The 15354-nt window shown below is 69.8% G+C and carries 22 protein-coding genes; 20 read left to right on the top strand and 2 right to left on the bottom strand.

Going from position 1 to position 15354, the window contains the following annotated elements:
* Positions 1-43 precede the first annotated feature (43 nt).
* The 9 genes from G408_RS0100265 to G408_RS0100225 all read left to right on the top strand — a co-directional run bounded on the left by G408_RS0100265 (position 44) and on the right by G408_RS0100225 (position 5538).
* Entirely contained in the window at positions 44-520 is a 477-nt protein-coding gene (locus G408_RS0100265) for a crossover junction endodeoxyribonuclease RuvC (protein ID WP_028769456.1), read from the top strand.
* 1 nt (position 521) lies between these two features.
* Positions 522-731 carry a hypothetical protein gene (locus G408_RS0100260; protein ID WP_028769455.1) on the top strand — a complete coding sequence of 70 codons (210 nt, stop codon included), beginning with the start codon at positions 522-524 and terminating at the stop codon, positions 729-731.
* Positions 724-1095: a DUF6362 family protein gene (locus G408_RS0100255; RefSeq protein WP_028769454.1), complete on the top strand. Its 372-nt coding sequence runs from the start codon at positions 724-726 to the stop codon at positions 1093-1095. Before G408_RS0100260 ends, G408_RS0100255 begins: the two co-directional genes overlap by 8 nt.
* 95 nt (positions 1096-1190) lie before the next feature.
* The gene (locus G408_RS0100250; RefSeq protein WP_019561410.1) at positions 1191-1400 is read left to right on the top strand and encodes a hypothetical protein; all 210 of its coding nucleotides are present in this window, start codon (positions 1191-1193) and stop codon (positions 1398-1400) included.
* The gene (locus G408_RS0100245; protein ID WP_028769453.1) at positions 1382-1729 is read left to right on the top strand and encodes a type II toxin-antitoxin system PemK/MazF family toxin; all 348 of its coding nucleotides are present in this window, start codon (positions 1382-1384) and stop codon (positions 1727-1729) included. The genes G408_RS0100250 and G408_RS0100245 overlap by 19 nt, the downstream gene beginning before the upstream one ends.
* Before the next feature lie 38 nt (positions 1730-1767).
* The gene (locus G408_RS0100240; protein ID WP_245584235.1) at positions 1768-2124 is read left to right on the top strand and encodes an HVO_A0114 family putative DNA-binding protein; all 357 of its coding nucleotides are present in this window, start codon (positions 1768-1770) and stop codon (positions 2122-2124) included.
* Between the two features lie 34 nt (positions 2125-2158).
* On the top strand, positions 2159-2479 hold the full coding sequence (locus G408_RS0100235; RefSeq protein WP_028769451.1) for a helix-turn-helix domain-containing protein: 321 nt from the start codon (positions 2159-2161) through the stop codon (positions 2477-2479).
* A 381-nt stretch (positions 2480-2860) separates the two neighbouring features.
* Positions 2861-4270 carry a site-specific DNA-methyltransferase gene (locus tag G408_RS0100230; protein WP_037411663.1) on the top strand — a complete coding sequence of 470 codons (1410 nt, stop codon included), beginning with the start codon at positions 2861-2863 and terminating at the stop codon, positions 4268-4270.
* Complete coding sequence (locus G408_RS0100225; protein WP_028769449.1) at positions 4267-5538, top strand: site-specific DNA-methyltransferase; 1272 nt, start codon at positions 4267-4269, stop codon at positions 5536-5538. Before G408_RS0100230 ends, G408_RS0100225 begins: the two co-directional genes overlap by 4 nt.
* A gap of 55 nt (positions 5539-5593) precedes the next feature.
* Here G408_RS0100225 and G408_RS0100220 read toward each other — a convergent pair whose 3' ends face one another.
* Together G408_RS0100220 and G408_RS0100215 are read right to left on the bottom strand one after the other, a co-directional pair.
* Positions 5594-6175, bottom strand: a complete 582-nt coding sequence (locus tag G408_RS0100220; protein ID WP_028769448.1) for a DUF3489 domain-containing protein — start codon at positions 6173-6175, stop codon at positions 5594-5596.
* 90 nt (positions 6176-6265) lie between these two features.
* On the bottom strand, positions 6266-6532 hold the full coding sequence (locus tag G408_RS0100215) for a hypothetical protein (protein WP_028769447.1): 267 nt from the start codon (positions 6530-6532) through the stop codon (positions 6266-6268).
* 92 nt (positions 6533-6624) lie between these two features.
* Between G408_RS0100215 and G408_RS0100210 the strand changes: the two genes are divergently transcribed.
* From G408_RS0100210 to G408_RS0100160, 11 genes are all read left to right on the top strand, one after another.
* Entirely contained in the window at positions 6625-7161 is a 537-nt protein-coding gene (locus G408_RS0100210; RefSeq protein WP_028769446.1) for a hypothetical protein, read from the top strand.
* Positions 7158-9116 carry a phage terminase large subunit family protein gene (locus tag G408_RS0100205; protein WP_028769445.1) on the top strand — a complete coding sequence of 653 codons (1959 nt, stop codon included), beginning with the start codon at positions 7158-7160 and terminating at the stop codon, positions 9114-9116. Before G408_RS0100210 ends, G408_RS0100205 begins: the two co-directional genes overlap by 4 nt.
* Before the next feature lie 36 nt (positions 9117-9152).
* Positions 9153-9644 carry a hypothetical protein gene (locus G408_RS0100200; protein ID WP_028769444.1) on the top strand — a complete coding sequence of 164 codons (492 nt, stop codon included), beginning with the start codon at positions 9153-9155 and terminating at the stop codon, positions 9642-9644.
* Positions 9644-10036 carry a hypothetical protein gene (locus G408_RS0100195; RefSeq protein ID WP_028769443.1) on the top strand — a complete coding sequence of 131 codons (393 nt, stop codon included), beginning with the start codon at positions 9644-9646 and terminating at the stop codon, positions 10034-10036. Before G408_RS0100200 ends, G408_RS0100195 begins: the two co-directional genes overlap by 1 nt.
* Positions 10036-10257 carry a phage head-tail joining protein gene (locus G408_RS0100190; RefSeq protein ID WP_028769442.1) on the top strand — a complete coding sequence of 74 codons (222 nt, stop codon included), beginning with the start codon at positions 10036-10038 and terminating at the stop codon, positions 10255-10257. Before G408_RS0100195 ends, G408_RS0100190 begins: the two co-directional genes overlap by 1 nt.
* Positions 10257-11756, top strand: coding sequence for a phage portal protein (locus G408_RS0100185; RefSeq protein WP_028769441.1), 1500 nt, complete (start codon positions 10257-10259; stop codon positions 11754-11756). Before G408_RS0100190 ends, G408_RS0100185 begins: the two co-directional genes overlap by 1 nt.
* Before the next feature lie 128 nt (positions 11757-11884).
* On the top strand, positions 11885-13195 hold the full coding sequence (locus G408_RS0100180) for a S49 family peptidase (RefSeq protein WP_028769440.1): 1311 nt from the start codon (positions 11885-11887) through the stop codon (positions 13193-13195).
* A gap of 3 nt (positions 13196-13198) precedes the next feature.
* Complete coding sequence (locus G408_RS0100175) at positions 13199-13576, top strand: head decoration protein (RefSeq protein WP_028769439.1); 378 nt, start codon at positions 13199-13201, stop codon at positions 13574-13576.
* Positions 13577-13642: 66 nt separating this feature from the next.
* Positions 13643-14647, top strand: a complete 1005-nt coding sequence (locus G408_RS0100170; protein WP_028769438.1) for a major capsid protein — start codon at positions 13643-13645, stop codon at positions 14645-14647.
* Complete coding sequence (locus G408_RS12385) at positions 14647-14928, top strand: head-tail joining protein (RefSeq protein WP_037411660.1); 282 nt, start codon at positions 14647-14649, stop codon at positions 14926-14928. The genes G408_RS0100170 and G408_RS12385 overlap by 1 nt, the downstream gene beginning before the upstream one ends.
* Positions 14925-15353, top strand: coding sequence for a hypothetical protein (locus G408_RS0100160; protein WP_024892219.1), 429 nt, complete (start codon positions 14925-14927; stop codon positions 15351-15353). The genes G408_RS12385 and G408_RS0100160 overlap by 4 nt, the downstream gene beginning before the upstream one ends.
* The last annotated feature ends 1 nt before the right edge of the window (position 15354 follow it).

Genomic DNA, 15354 nt, shown 5'->3' with positions numbered 1-15354 from the left:
CCTTCGGTCACCGGCACGAGAACATGAACGAAGGACTGCAACCATGACAGCGACGATTCTTGCCCTCGACCTGGGCACCTCCACCGGCTGGGCGCTGCGCGACCGCACGGGCCGAATCACCAGCGGCGCCGAGCAATTCAAGCCGCGACGCTTCGAAGGCGGCGGCATGCGTTTCCTGCGCTTCAAGCGCTGGCTGACCGAACTGAAGGCCCACGCCGACGGGATCGACGCGCTGGTCTTCGAGGAAGTGCGCCGCCACGTCTCGACCGACGCGGCGCACGCCTACGGCGGCTTCCTGGCCACGCTCACGGCCTGGTGCGAGCACCACGGCATCCCCTACCAGGGCGTGCCGGTGGGCACGATCAAGAAGCACGCCACCGGCTCTGGCCGCGCCGGCAAGGACGCGGTGATGGCGGCCGTGCGTGCGCAGGGTCACGCCCCGGCGGACGACGACGAGGCCGACGCCTTGGCGCTGTTGCACTGGGCCCTCCCGCTTCACGACGCGGCGCAGGAGGACTGAGATGATTGTTCCGACCCCTCGCTACCGCTGCCCGCTCGGTCGGTTGCAGCCCGAGCCGATGGACGTGGAAGCCGTCAAACTCCGCGGCTGGCGCGAGCAACGCCTGCTCGTCGTCTCCCTCGACGACGCCCGGCTCGACTGGGTGGAACGCGAGCTGATCCGCCGAATCGGCGAGCGGCTCTACGGTGCACGGGAGGCGCGCCATGGCTGAGTGGACCGTCGAGCGTGTGGCCGAACGCTTCCGGGAGGCGGCCATCACCGCCCACCGCCTGCCGCCCGTGCGGGTGCAGGGCTACTTCAACACCTGGCCCGCGATTCCTCGCATGCCCTGGGAGACGCTGGGGGCCGAGCCCACGATCCGGCGCTTCCCGCCCGCGCCCGAGACGGTCGAACGGATGCTCGAGACCATGCGCTGGGTGTTGTGGCTGGAGGAAGAAGAACGGCATCTCGTGTGGATGCGCGCCGAGCGCCACCGCTGGCGCGACATCTGCGCCCGCTTCGGCTGCGATCGGACCACAGCGTGGCGGCGCTGGCAGCGGGCGTTGCAGATCGTGGCCGACCGTCTGAACGGGTGAGTTCCACCCAGCGTCATGTATCAATAGGTGATAAAATGCGGTTCTCGGCGGAGCGGGTTTGAGCCGGGCGATCCGGATCGAGCGGAGGACATGTGATGAAACAGACCGTGGAAGCCATCATCGACGAACAGGGGCATGTCCGTCTGGCCGAGCCCGTCAAGATCAAAGGCCTGCATCGCGCCTTGGTGACCATCCTCGACGAGGCGCCGGTGGAGATCGACGAGGTCACTCAGCTGGCTGAAACGGCCCTCGCGGAGGATTGGCTGAAACCGGAAGAGGATGAGGCATGGACGCACCTGCAATAGGCGACGTGGTCCTCGTGCCTTTCCCGTTCTCCGATTTGTCGACATCCAAGCTGCGGCCGGCACTCGTTCTTGCCCATGCAGGACGGGAGGACTGGCTGTGCCTGCAGATCACCAGCCGGCCCTACGCCGACCCCTTCGCGATCGAATTGGCGGATGGGGACTTCTCCCGGGGCTCACTACAGCGGACCAGCTTCATCCGTCCCGGAAAACTGTTTACCGCGCATCAAGGCCTGTTCCAACGCGTGGCAGGACGAATCAGGGACGAGAAGCTGGAGCAGGTGCGAAACCGGGTCGTCGAGCTGGTACGCAAAGGCCGACTGTCCGAGTGATGGGCGATCGGAAGGATCGCCTTCCGCAGCAGGGTGGAATGACGATGAAACCGATCGTGATCGGGATCATGCCGCAGGACAAGATCCGCGAGCGTGTGCTCGCGATCGCGCGAGGCGAGCACAAGCCCAAGCCGGGCGAGCCGAAGATCTGGTTCACTTCGATGAAGTCGCTGGCCGAGGTGCTCAGCGACGACAACCGGGCATTGATCCGGGTGATCGCCGAGACCCGGCCCGGCTCGATCTCGGAACTGGCCGAGGCCACCGGGCGCAAGCCGAGCAACCTCTCGCGCACGCTCAAGACGATGTCGCGCTATGGCATCGTCGAGCTCAAGCGCGAGAAGAACCACGTCCGTCCTGTGGCCAAGGCGACGGAGTTTCGGATCGTCGCGGCTTGAGCGCTTTTTGTCGGCACACAACGAAGAATCGACCATGGCCGTGAAGAGAGGCAAGAGTCGCATCCTGCAAGAGGTTCATGAGACGGCCTCCGATCTGCATCGCCTGGGCTTCATCGACAAGCGCAAGATGCGCAAGTACGACGTGCTGTGCCTGGAGCCGGTGCATGAATACGACGCTGAGAAAGTGCGCGCCTTGCGCGAACGCCTGCACTTGAGTCAGGCCGTGCTGGCATCGGTCCTCAACACCAGCGTCTCGACCGTGCGCAAGTGGGAAGTGGGCGACAAGAAGCCCAGCGGTCCCTCGCAGAAGCTGCTCGACCTCATCGAACGCAAGGGGCTGGAGGCCGTGCTCTGAAGTCGCTGGGCACGAGCGCATGCCACCGCGCCTGCGTGTTTTGGCGTGATTTGGCGGGTGGGATCGTGCATCCGCGTGCGTCTGCGGCGAAATGCGGCTTTGGCCGCTGCAACAGATCCGCCGGTCCGGGGGTAGTATTTCCGCTAACTTCTGGACAGCGGTGACGGTCGAGGAAGCCGCCCGGACATCCACGGGTCCTTCCTGGCCAATAGCCCATGCGGGGGGCGCGAGCGCGGCGCTTGCCTAGCGTCTGACCGCGAATCGAGGTTACCGGGTTACCGGTTACCACCCGGGCGACCGGCCGCTTCCCGTCACCACCGCCACCCGAATCCACTCCACCCGCCCCGGGCCTCGGCGCTCGCGGCGGGTTTCGTTTTGCCCATGCGCAAAGGACTCAGCCTCGAATACCGCGACCTTGCCACGCTGATCCCCTACGCCCGCAACCCGCGCACGCATTCCGACGCGCAGATCGCCAAGATCGCCGCCTCCATCGTCGAGTTCGGCTGGACCAATCCGATCCTGGTCGATGGCGCAAACGGCATCATCGCCGGCCACGGGCGTCTGGCGGCAGCGCGCCGGCTCGGGCTCGAGAAGGTGCCGGTCATCGAACTCGCGCACCTGACCCCGGCGCAGAAGCGCGCGCTGGTGCTCGCCGACAACCGGCTGGCGCTGGACGCCGGCTGGGACGAGGAGATGCTCGCGCTGGAACTGACCGAACTCGCCGAGGCCGGCTACGACCTGGGGCTCACCGGCTTCATGGATGCCGAGATCGGGCGCTTGCTGGACGCGCTCGGGATGGAGGCCACGACCGAGGAGGCCGGCGCCGACGAGGACGCGGCCGAGGAAGACCTCCCCACCCCACCCGCGGTCCCGGTCACTCGGCCGGGCGATCTGTGGTGGCTGGGCGAGCACCGGCTGCTGTGCGCCGATGCCTCCGACCACAAAGCCGTGCAGCGCCTGATGGCCGGCGACCGGGCGCACCTGGTCTTCACCAGTCCCCCGTATGCCAACCAGCGCGACTACACCACCGGCGGGATCAAAGACTGGGGTGCCCTGATGCAGGGCGTGTTCGGCGCGGCTCAAACGGCCTTGCGCAAGGACGCGCAGGTGCTGGTCAACCTGGGGCTGGTGCACCGCGACGGCGAGTGGCAGCCGTACTGGGACGGCTGGATCGCATGGATGCGCACGCAGGGCTTTCGGCGCTTCGGCTGGTACGTGTGGGACCAGGCGGTGACCGTGCCCGGCGACTGGGCCGGGCGGCTGGCGCCCCGGCACGAGTTCGTCTTCCACTTCAACCGCCAGGCGCGCAAGCCGAACAAGATCGTGCCCTGCAAGTGGGCCGGGCAGGAAACCCACCTGCGCGCCGACGGATCGTCCACCGCGATGCGCGGCAAAGACGGCACGGTCGGCGCCTGGTGCCACGCGGGGCTGCCGACGCAGGACTTCCGCATCCCGGACTCGGTCATCGAGGTGACGCGCCAGCGCGGCCGCATCGGTGAGGGTATCGACCATCCGGCGGTGTTCCCGGTGGGGTTGCCCCGGTTCTTCATCGAGGCCTACACCGACGCGGGCGAGATCGTCCTGGAGCCGTTTGCAGGCTCGGGCACCACGATCCTCGCCGGTGAACTCACGGGTCGCCGGGTGCGCGCGGTCGAACTCGCTCCCGAGTACGTGGACGTGGCCCTGCGCCGCTGGAGGCAGCACCACCCGGACCGCGTGCCGGTGCTGGAGGGCAGCGGCCGGACCTTCGGCGAGGTGGCGGCCGAGCGCGAGGCGGAGGTGCCGGCATGACCGCCTCGTGGCTCGCCGAGAGAATCGAGCACTGGCCGACGACCAAGCTCGCGCCCTACGCGCGCAACGCCCGCACGCACTCGGACGCCCAGATCGCGAGCATCGCCGCCAGCATCGCCGAGTTCGGCTTCACCAATCCCATCCTCGCGGGGGCGGACGGTGTGATCGTCGCCGGGCACGGGCGGCTCGCCGCCGCGCAGAGGCTGGGGCTTTCCACCGTGCCGGTGGTGGTGCTCGATCATCTGACGCCCACCCAGCGCCGGGCGTTGGGTGTAGCCGACAACCGCATCGCCGAAGCCGCGGGGTGGGACGAGGAACTGCTGCGCCTGGAACTGCAAGACCTGCAGGCCGAGGGCTTCGATCTGGACCTGACCGGGTTCGACGCCGACGCGCTGGCCGATTTGCTGGCGGGAGACGGGCCCGACAACGAGGGCCAGACCGACGACGATGCGGTGCCCGAGACCCCCGAAGCGCCGGTGTCTCGGCCCGGCGACGTGTGGTTGCTCGGCCCCCATCGGCTGGTGTGCGGGGATGCGACCACGGCGGAGACCTACGCGCGCCTGTTCCCGGACGGCGAGCGGGCGGACATGGTCTTCACCGACCCGCCCTACAACGTCGACTACGGGAGCAGCGCGAAGGACAAGCTGCGCGGCAGGCACCGCCCGATCCTCAACGATGCGCTGGGCGACGGGTTCCACGACTTCCTGCGGGATGCGCTGACGCTCTTGATCGCCCACACCCAGGGCGCGATCTACGTGGCCATGTCCTCCAGCGAGCTCGACACCCTGCAGGCGGCCTTCCGCGCCGCCGGGGGCCACTGGTCGACGTTCATCATCTGGGCCAAGAACACCTTCACGCTGGGCCGCTCGGACTACCAGCGTCAGTACGAGCCGATCCTCTACGGCTGGCCGGAGGGGGCGACTCGCCACTGGTGCGGCGACCGCGACCAGGGCGACGTGTGGTACTTCAACAAGCCGCAGAAGAACGACCTGCACCCGACGATGAAGCCGGTCGAACTGGTCGAGCGTGCGATCCGCAACTCCAGCCGCCCGGGCCACAAAGTGCTCGACCCCTTCGGCGGCTCGGGCACGACGCTGATCGCCGCCGAGAAGTCGGGGCGCGTGGCGCGGCTGATCGAGCTCGATCCGAAGTACGTCGACGTGATCGTGCAGCGATGGCAGGAGTGGACGGGCCGGCAGGCCACCCGCGAGGCAGATGGCGTGGCCTTCGATCAGGCGGCGAGCGCCTCCTCTGCGATCGCGCAGTGAATCACGAAGCCGTCAGCTACGGCATCCCGTGCGGGATGCGCTGCCCCATCGCGACTCAGGCGAGCCGGTAGATGCGCTCGCCGCTCGGTACCTTCTCGGAGACGATGGTCAGGCCCAGCTTCTTCTTCAGCGCCCCGACCAAGGTGCCGCGCACCGTGTGCGGCTGCCAGCCGGTGGCCTCGACGATCTGGCGAACGGTGGCGCCCTCTGGGCGGCGCAGCATCGCGATGACCCGGGCCTGCTTGCTGTTCTGCCGGGTGCTGCGCACCCTCTCGGCTTCGCCTCGCGAAACTTCGCTGCGCTCGTTTTCGCGGGTGCGCGGGCGCGTGCGCGCAGCCTTGTCCTGGGACCACCCGGCTTCGGCGGCCGTCACCGCCGCCTCGATCTCGGGGTCCGCCTCCGGCGGCGCGGGTTCGGCGGTGGGACGGGGGCGGTTCATCGCCTCAAAACCCTCGTCGGCGACGACCCAGCCGTCTCCTTGGCGGACGATCAGGGCGCGGTTGGCGAGGCCTGCCAGCACCTTCTGGCGCGCGCCGCCTTTGATGTGGTCGGGGAACCATTCGATCCTGCCGCCGGTGTGTTCGAGGGCGTAGGCCAGGATCGCGTGCTGGGCCGGGGTCAGTGGGGTGGTGCTCATGTGCTGCTCCTTCGCGGTGGTGGGTCGGGTGATGGGATGAACGCGCTGTTCGCGGGTGAAGCCAAGCGCTTTCTGCTGGGCTTGTCCGATTCAGCGCGGGCGCAACACGGCAATCCCGGCCCGCGCGAGTTCGAGCGCGGCGGCGTGGAAGGCGGCCTCGGCCACCCAGGGCGCGGCGCGGGCGTCGTCGAGCAAGCGGTCGATCACGGGGCGCGCCTGGGCTCGCATCGCGGCGCAGGCGGCCTCCAGGTCGTCGCGGCTCGCGGCGGCCACCTCCTGGCGGCAGGTGCGGACCAGCACGGTCAGGGCGGCCTCGGCGAGCTTGGTGGCGAGAAGGTCGGGGGCGGCGGTGTTCATCATTCGTCCTTCCGAGGGAGTGGTCGGGTGAGGTGATGAACGCGCTGTTCCGGAAAGAAGCCAAGCCTCCTTTGCAAGAAATCTGAATCCGCATGGGCCTTTCGATCCGCGCCTACGCGCGTCACCGGGGCGTGTCCCACGTGGCGGTCAAGAAGGCGATCGACACCGGGCGCATCACGCCCCTGCCCGACGGCACCATCGACCCCGAGCAGGCCGATGCGCAGTGGGCGAAGAACACCGTCCATCCGCGCACCGCCGTCCCCCCGAAGGCCTCGCCCCGCGCCCGCGCGCCCGAGGAGGGTGGCGCGAGCCTGCCCGCGGGGCTGGGCACGGGCGGCGCCACCTTGCTGCAGGCGCGCACCGTCAACGAGGTGCTCAAGGCCAAGATCCGACAGGTGGAGCTGGCCGAGAAGAAGGACGAACTGGTCGACCGGGCGCGGGCGATCGCCCACGTCTTCAAGCTCGCGCGCGCCGAGCGCGATGCGTGGCTGAACTGGCCGGGTCGCGCCGCGCCGATGCTGGCCGCCCGGTTCGGCCTCGACGAGCACGCGCTGCACGTGGCGCTCGACGCCGCGGTACGCGAGCACCTGGCCGAACTCGGCGAGATCGCCCCGAGGATCGACGCATGAGGGACGACTACGAGGGCGCGGCCGAGATCGAGCGCGCCTGGCGGGAGGGGCTCACGCCCGACCCGCTGCTGACCGTCTCCGCGTGGGCGGATCGCTACCGGATGCTCTCGACCAAGGAGTCGGCCGAGCCGGGGCGCTGGCGCACCGCGCGCACGCCGTACCTGCGCGAGATCATGGACTGCCTCTCGCCCACCTCGCCCATCGAGCGGGTGGTGTTCATGAAGGGCGCCCAGGTGGGTGGCACGGAACTCGGCCTGAACTGGGTCGGCTACGCGATCCACCACGCGCCAGGGCCGATGATGATCGTCTGGCCCACCACCGAGATGGCGCAGCGCAACTCCAAGCACCGCATCGACCCCTTGGTCGAGGAGTCGCCGGTGCTGCGCGAGATCATCGCGCCGGCGCGAAGCCGCGACTCGGGCAACACCGTACTGATGAAGGAGTTTCGCGGCGGGGTGCTGGTGATGACCGGGGCCAACTCGGCCGTGGGCCTGCGCTCGATGCCGGTGCGCTATCTCTTCCTGGACGAGGTGGACGCCTATCCGCTGGACGTCGATGGCGAAGGCGATGCGATCCACTTGGCCGAAGCTCGGACCCGCACCTTTGCCCGGCGCAAGATCCTGCTGGTCTCCACCCCGACCATCGCCGGGGCCTCGATCATCGAGCGCGAGTACGAGGCGTCCGATCAGCGCCGCTACTTCGTGCCCTGCCCGCATTGCGCGCACCGCCAGTGGCTGCGCTTCGAGCAGCTGCGTTGGGAGCCCGGGCGGCCGGAGACGGCGGCCTACGTGTGCGAGGCCTGCGAGGAGCCCATCGCCGAGCACCACAAGCCGCGCATGCTCGAACTCGGCCAGTGGCAGGCGCAGGCCGAGAGCCGCACCGCGGGCTTCCACCTGTCCTCGCTCTACAGCCCCTGGCGCCGCTGGCGCGAGATCGCGGAGTCCTGGGAGAAGGCCACCCGCGCCGAAGGCCGGTCGGTGGCGATGATCAAGACCTTCAAGAACAACGAGCTCGGCGAGACCTGGGTCGAGGAGGGCGAGGCGCCGGACTGGCAGCGCCTGCTGGAGCGGCGCGAGGAGTACCCGATCGGCACCGTCCCCGCCGGAGGGCTCTTGCTCACCGCCGGCGCCGACGTGCAGAAGGACCGCATCGAGGTGTCGGTGTGGGCCTTCGGGCGCGGCAAGACGTGTTGGCTCGTCGAGCACCGGGTGCTGATGGGGGACACGGCGCGCGAAGCGGTCTGGCAGCGGCTGGCCGACCTGCTCGCCGAGACCTGGACGCACGAGAGCGGCGCGCCGCTGCCGCTGGCCCGCCTGGCGGTGGACACGGGCTTTGCGACGCAGGAGGCCTACGCCTTCGTGCGCCGGGTGCATGACGGCCGGGTGATGGCGGTCAAGGGCGCGGCCAAAGGCGCGGCGCTGATCGGCACCCCCACCGCGGTGGACGTGACTCAGGGCGGCAAGCGGCTGCGCCGTGGCGTTAAGGTGTACTCGGTGGCTGTTGGCATCGCCAAGCGCGAGCTCTACGACCACCTGCGCCTCGCCCCCGATGTGGCCGAGGACGGCACCGCCGCGGTCTACCCCGCCGGCTACGTGCACCTGCCGAAGATCGACGCCGAGTTCCTGCAGCAACTGTGCGCCGAGCAGCTCGTCACCCGGCGTGATCGCCACGGCTTTGCGGTGCGCGAGTGGCAGAAGATGCGCGAGCGCAACGAGGCCCTCGACTGCTACGTCTACGCCCGCGCCGCGGCCAGTGCCGCGGGGCTGGATCGTTTCGAGGAACGCCACTGGCGCGAACTGGAGCGGCAACTGGGGCTGCCACCGCCTGGCGAGTCCATGCCGTCGAACGAAATGCCCATCGAACGACCTCCCGAGGCCACCCATCGAGGTGGCATCAAGGTTTCTGCAACCCGCCACCCCGGCCGGCGTGTCATCCGCAGCCCCTGGCTGCGCTGATCCCCGCCGGCCGTCCCGAACCCCGAAGGAGAACCCATGTCCCTGGCCACCCGCATCGAGAGCCTCGTCCTCCGCGTCGCGCAGGAGTTCAACGACGTCCGCGCGAAGGCCGGGAATCTCGCCAACCTCACCACCACCGACAAGTCGAGCCTGGTGGCGGCCATCAACGAGCTGAAGGCCGCGGTGGTGGCCTCGGGAGCGATCGACGACGCCCAGGTCGCCACCACCAGCACCTACTCGTCGAGCAAGATCGTCACGCTGCTCGACACGCTCAAGGCCGAGATCCTGGGCGGGGCCGATGCCGCCTACGACACGCTGCTGGAGATCCAGCAGTTGCTGCAGGACGGCACCAGCGGCCTGGACGCCTTGCTCACTGCGGTGAACCACCGCGTGCGCTTCGACGCGGCGCAGACCCTGACGGCTGCCGAGCAGGCCCAGGCGCGCAGCAACATCGGTGCCGTGGCCGCGGCTGAGGTGGGCGACACCGACACCGACTTCGTTGCGATCTTCGAAGGGGCGCTGGTCTGATGAGCCTGGTCTCGCGCATCGGCGTCTTGGTCGGCCGCATCGGGCGGGAGGTCAAGTCCAAGGTCGATGCCGGCCACCCGGGGCTGGCGCGGGCCTGGGTGTGTTTCGGCTATGTCGGCAACCAGGTCGTCGTGCGTGCTGCGCACAACGTCGCTTCGGTCACGCGGCTGGCCGCAGGGCGCTACCGCGTGCACTTCGCCAGCCCGCTGCCGGACGCGAACTATGCCTGGGTGGGCGTGGCCCGCAGCAGCACCAACAGCGGCACGCAGCGGCTGCTGATCGTACGTGCGACCGCCGACGAGAAGGCGCCGATGCACGTCGATGTGGGCTGCGCGACCACCGCGGCGTCCTTCGCCGACTCCCCCGAGATCGACCTCGTGGTCTACCGCTGATGGCCTACACCCAAGCCGACCTCGAGGCCCTGCAAACCGCGCTCGCCAAGGGCGAGAAGCGCGTGACCTTCGGCGACAAGACCGTCGAGTACCGCAGCGTCGATGAACTCCAGGCCGCCATTGCGGCGGTCAAACGTGACCTCTTCGAGCAGGCCGTGGACACCGGACTGTGGCCGGGCGTTCCACGGCAGATCCGCCTTCACACGACCAAGGGGACGTGATGGGTTGGCTGCACACCCTCAAGCGCCGGCTGCTCGGCGCGAGCCCCACCTACGACGGCGTGGGCAGCGGCCGCAGGGCCGTGGCCTGGCAGGTCGGCAACCCCGGGGCGGTCGCGGCGCTCGCCTCCACCCAGGGCGAGCTGCGCGCCAAGAGCCGCGATCTCGCCCGGCGCAACGCCTGGGCGGCCGCGGGCATCGAGGCGTTCGTGGCCAACGCCATCGGCACCGGCATCAAGCCGCAGAGCATGGTGACTGATGCGGCCGTGCGCGAGGCCATCCACGCGCTGTGGTGGGACTGGGTGGAGGAGGCCGACGCCGCAGGACTCACCGACTTCTACGGCCTGCAGGCGCTCGCCTGCCGCGCGATGCTCGAAGGCGGCGAGGCGCTGGTGCGCCTGCGCTGGCGCCGTCCCGAGGACGGTCTGCCGGTGGGTCTGCAGCTGCAGGTGCTGGAGCCCGAGCACCTGCCGACCACCCTGAACCGGGACCTGCCCTCGGGCCACGTCATCCGTGCCGGCATCGAGTTCGACCGGCTCGGTCGGCGCGTGGCCTACCACCTGCACCGCTCGCACCCGGGCGACGGGAATCTGGCGCCGATGTCGGGCACGGGCGCCTCCGCGGGAGGTCTCGACACCGTGCGCGTGGGTGCATCCGAGGTCATCCACCTGTTCCGCCCGCTGCGCCCGGGGCAGATCCGCGGCGAGCCGTGGCTCGCGCGGGCGCTGGTGAAGCTGCACGAGCTCGACCAGTACGACGACGCGGAACTGGTGCGCAAGAAGACCGCGGCGATGTTCGCCGGCTTCATCACGCGGCTCGCCCCCGAGGACACCCTGATGGGCGAAGGGCTGCCGGACGCCCAGGGCGCGGCGCTCGCGGGGCTGGAACCCGGCACCTTGCAGATCCTGGAGCCCGGCGAGGACATCAAGTTCTCGGCGCCGGCCGACGTGGGCGCGAGCTACGGCGAGTTCATGCGCCAGCAGTTCCGGGCGGTGGCCGCCGCCATGGGCATCACCTACGAGATGCTCACCGGTGATCTCACCCAGGTGAACTACTCCAGCATCCGCGCGGGGCTGCTGGAGTTTCGCCGCCGCTGCGAGGCCATCCAGCACGGGGTGATCGTGCACCAGCTGTGTCGCCCGGTGTGGCGGGCCTGGATGGAACAGGCCGTGCTCGAAGGGGCGCTGAGCCTGCCCGGCTACGCGCGGCGCCCTCGCGCGTACCAGGCCGCCAAGTGGATCCCGCAGGGCTGGCAGTGGGTCGATCCGCTCAAGGAGTTCAACGCGCTCAAGCTCGCGATCCGCGCAGGACTGATGAGCCGCTCGGAGGCGATCTCGGCCTACGGCTACGACGCCGAGGACATCGACCGCGAGATCGCCGCGGACAATCGGCGCGCCGATGAACTGGGGCTTGTGTTCGACTCCGACCCTCGTCATGACCAAGGCCCCGCGCCGATTGCGGCGCAGGCTCACGTGAGCGAGAGCGAACGTGAAGCCGCGTAGCGGCGGCCGTAGCCACAACGCGCGAGCGGACGACCTCGGGCTGGTCTTCGACTCGGATCCGCGGCACGACCAACCGACGCCGCCGGTGCCGACACCTGCGCCCGACACCGAACTTCAGGACTGAACCGATGCTGCCCCATCTCGCCTCCCGGCTCTTTGGCACGCCCTTGCTCGTCCAGCGCGCCAAGCTCGACGTGATCCTCGCGGTGCTCTCCGACCGCCTGAATCTCGCCGCGCCGGACGTCGAACTCGCGCCGCCGCGGCCGAAGGCTTCGAACCCTCCGGCATTTCCGGACGGTTCGATCGCCGTGATCCCCATCCACGGCACCCTGGTCAAGCGCACGCTGGGGCTGGAGGCGGCCTCGGGGCTGATGAGCTACGCCGACATCGGCGCGCGGCTGGAGGCGGCACTGGCCGACCCTCTGGTGGCCGGCATCGTGCTCGACATCGACTCGCCCGGCGGCGAGACCGGCGGCTGCTTCGAGCTCGCACGCCGTGTGCGCGAGGCGGCAGCCGTGAAGCCCGTCTGGGCCGTGGCCAACGACGCCGCCTTCTCCGCGGCCTACGCCATCGGCTGCGCCGCCGAGCGGCTCTTCGTCACCGAGACCGGCGGCGTGGGCTCGATCGGCGTGATCGCGCTGCACGTCGACCAGTCGGTCAAGGACGCCCAGGAGGGCTACCGCTACACCGCGATCACCGCGGGCGCGCGCAAGAACGACTACTCGCCGCACGAGCCGCTTCACGACGCCGCGCGCGCGGCGCTGCAGGCCGAGGTGGACCGGCTCCACGGCCTCTTCGTCGCGCACGTGGCGGCGATGCGCGGCCTGTCCGAGGACGCGGTGCGCGCGACCGAGGCCGCGCTCTTCTTCGGCCCGCAGGCCGTCGATGCGGGTCTGGCCGATGGCGTGGCCACGCTGCCTGCGGTGCTCGCCGAACTCGACCGACAGCTTGCCACCCCGCGGCGTTTGCCTTCCCCGCCGCGCCAGAGATCGACCGGGAAGGCGAACACCTTGCGAGGAACCCCCGCGATGACCGACATCCCCACCCATCCCCCAACCACCCCACCAACCCACACCCCAGCCGATGCGTCACCCGACAGCACGTTCGAGCACACCCCCGAGGCGCTCGGCCCGGACACCGTCGCAGCGCTGGCCGCTGAGGCCCGCCGCGAGGTGGCGCAGTCCGCGAAAGTGATCGCCGAGCTGTGCCTGATCGCCGGCTGCCCCGAGCGCGCCGCCGAGTTCATCGCCGCCGGCCGCACCGAAGCCGAGGTGCGCCGCGCCCTGATCGAAGCGCGTGCTGAGCGCAGCACGGAGTCTGCCGTGCGCTCGACCCACGGCCCCAAGGACTGGGCCGCCCCTGGCGCCGACCCGGCCGCCTCACCCGTGGTCGCCGCCGTGAAGAAGCTCGTCCGTCGAGAACCCCTTGCCACGGAGTAAGCCATGCCCACGCTCACCCAAGCCCCCAACCTCGGCGACCTGCTGAAGTACGAGGCGCCGAATCTGTACTCGCGCGAGCAGGCGACCGTGGCCGCCGGGCAGAACCTGCCGCTCGGCGCCGTGGTCGGCCGCGAGACGGCCACCGGCAAGCTCAAGGCCCTCGACCCCGCGGCCGGCGACGGCAGCGAAGTTGCCGCGGGCGTGCTCGCGCTGGCCGTCGATGCGACGCTGATCGACCGCGACGACGCGATCCTGATCGCCCGCCACGCCATCGTCGCTCGAGACGCGCTCGTCTGGCCCGCGGGGATCACCACCGCGCAGCAGCTCGCTGCGATCGCACAGCTCGAAGCGCGCGGCATCGTGGTGCGCGACAGCGCCTGATTCCGCCCCTCCCCACACCTCGGACGACCCGCCATTCGGCGGGTTCGTCGTTTCTGGAGTCTCCCGATGCTCAACCCCTTCGATTCCCCCGGCTTCTCGATGGCGAGCCTGACCGCCGCCATCAACCTGATCCCCAACCGCTACGGGCGGCTGGAAGCCTTGAACCTGTTTCCGGCCAAGCCCGTGCGCACGCGCCAGGTCGTCATCGAGGAGTACGCCGGGCGCCTGAACCTGCTGCCCACCCGGCCGCCCGGCTCGCCGGGCACGGTGGGCGAGCGCGGCCAGCGCTGGTTGCGTTCCTTCGTCGTCCCGCACATCCCGCACGACGACGTGGTCCTGCCCGAGGAGGTCCAGGGCATCCGGGCCTTCGGCTCGGAGACGGAAATGGAGGCCGTGGCGGGCGTGCTGGCGCGGCACCTGGAGACCATGCGCAACAAGCACGCGATCACCCTCGAACACCTGCGCATGGGCGCGCTCAAGGGCCAGATCCTGGACGCCGACGGCAGCACGATCTACGACCTGTTCGACGAGTTCGATCTCAGGCCGACCACTATCGCCTTCGATCTGGCCAATGCCGCGAGCGACGTCAAGGGCCACTGCTACGAGGTGTTGGCCCACATCGAGGAGAACCTGAAGGGCGAGTTCATGACCGGCGTGCACGTCCTGTGTTCGCCCGAGTTCTTCCGTCAGCTCGCCGGCCACAAGTCGGTCAAGGAAGCCTACGCGCAGTGGCAACAGGGCGCGATCCTGATCAACGACGTGCGCGCGGGCTTCGTCTTCGCCGGCATCACCTTCGAGGAGTACCGGGGCCAGGCGACCGACGCCAACGGCAACGCGCGCCGCTTCATCTCCGCGGGCGAGGCCCACGCCTTCCCCCTGGGGACGGTGGACACCTTCGCCACCTACTTCGCCCCGGCCGACTTCAACGAGACGGTGGGCACCCTCGGCCAGCCGCTCTACGCCAAGCAGGAGCCGCGCAAGTTCGACCGCGGCACCGATCTGCACACCCAGAGCAACCCGCTGCCGATGTGCCACCGGCCCGGTGTGCTGGTGAAGCTGACGGCAGCGTGATGACGCAGGTGACGGATCTTTACGAGGCCGCCGGCCGCGCCGGGCTGCTCACCGACGTCATGGTGGGTTCGCTCACGGTGCAGTGCGTCTTCAGCGCCCCGGATGAGCTGGCGCTCGACGGGCTCGCACTGAACCGCGACTACCACCTCGAGTACCCGAGCGCCTGGCTCACCCTCGCCGCCGGCGACACGGTGGAGATCGCAGGAAGCCCGTATCGGGTGCGCGAGGTCCGCCAGCTGCGCGACGGCTCCGAGATGCAGGCCAAGCTGACCCGGCTATGACGTCCTCCGTCCGCGAGCGTCTGGTCCGGGCGGTCGTGGCGCGTATCGGTCCCGCGATCGCACCGACGCCGCTGCATCGCCAGCCCACCGTGCCGCTCCCGCGCGAGGCGAGCCCCGCGCTCCTGCTGTTCATCGAAGGCGATCAGGTCCTCACGCAGGCGAACAACCGGCTCGACCGCGCCCTGACGCTGAGGCTGGTCGCGCTCGCGCGCGAAGACGACGCCTTCGACGTGGCCGACGCGCTCATCGTCGCGGCGCACGGCGCGCTCATGGCCGAGCCGAGCCTCGGCGGGCTGGCCCTGGGCGTGCGCGAGATCGACTGCGAGTGGGACACGGAGGACGCCGACAGCCAAGCACTGGCCGTGCCCGCGCGCTACGAGATCCGCTACCGCACCCTGGCCTCCGACCTCACCCAAAAAGGATAGT

The sequence above is a fragment of the Silanimonas lenta DSM 16282 genome (genome assembly GCF_000429065.1).
GTDB classification, from domain to species: Bacteria; Pseudomonadota; Gammaproteobacteria; order Xanthomonadales; family Xanthomonadaceae; genus Silanimonas; species Silanimonas lenta.
Note: the sequence above shows the minus strand (reverse complement) of the source record. Positions and strands in the feature narration are given on the sequence as shown.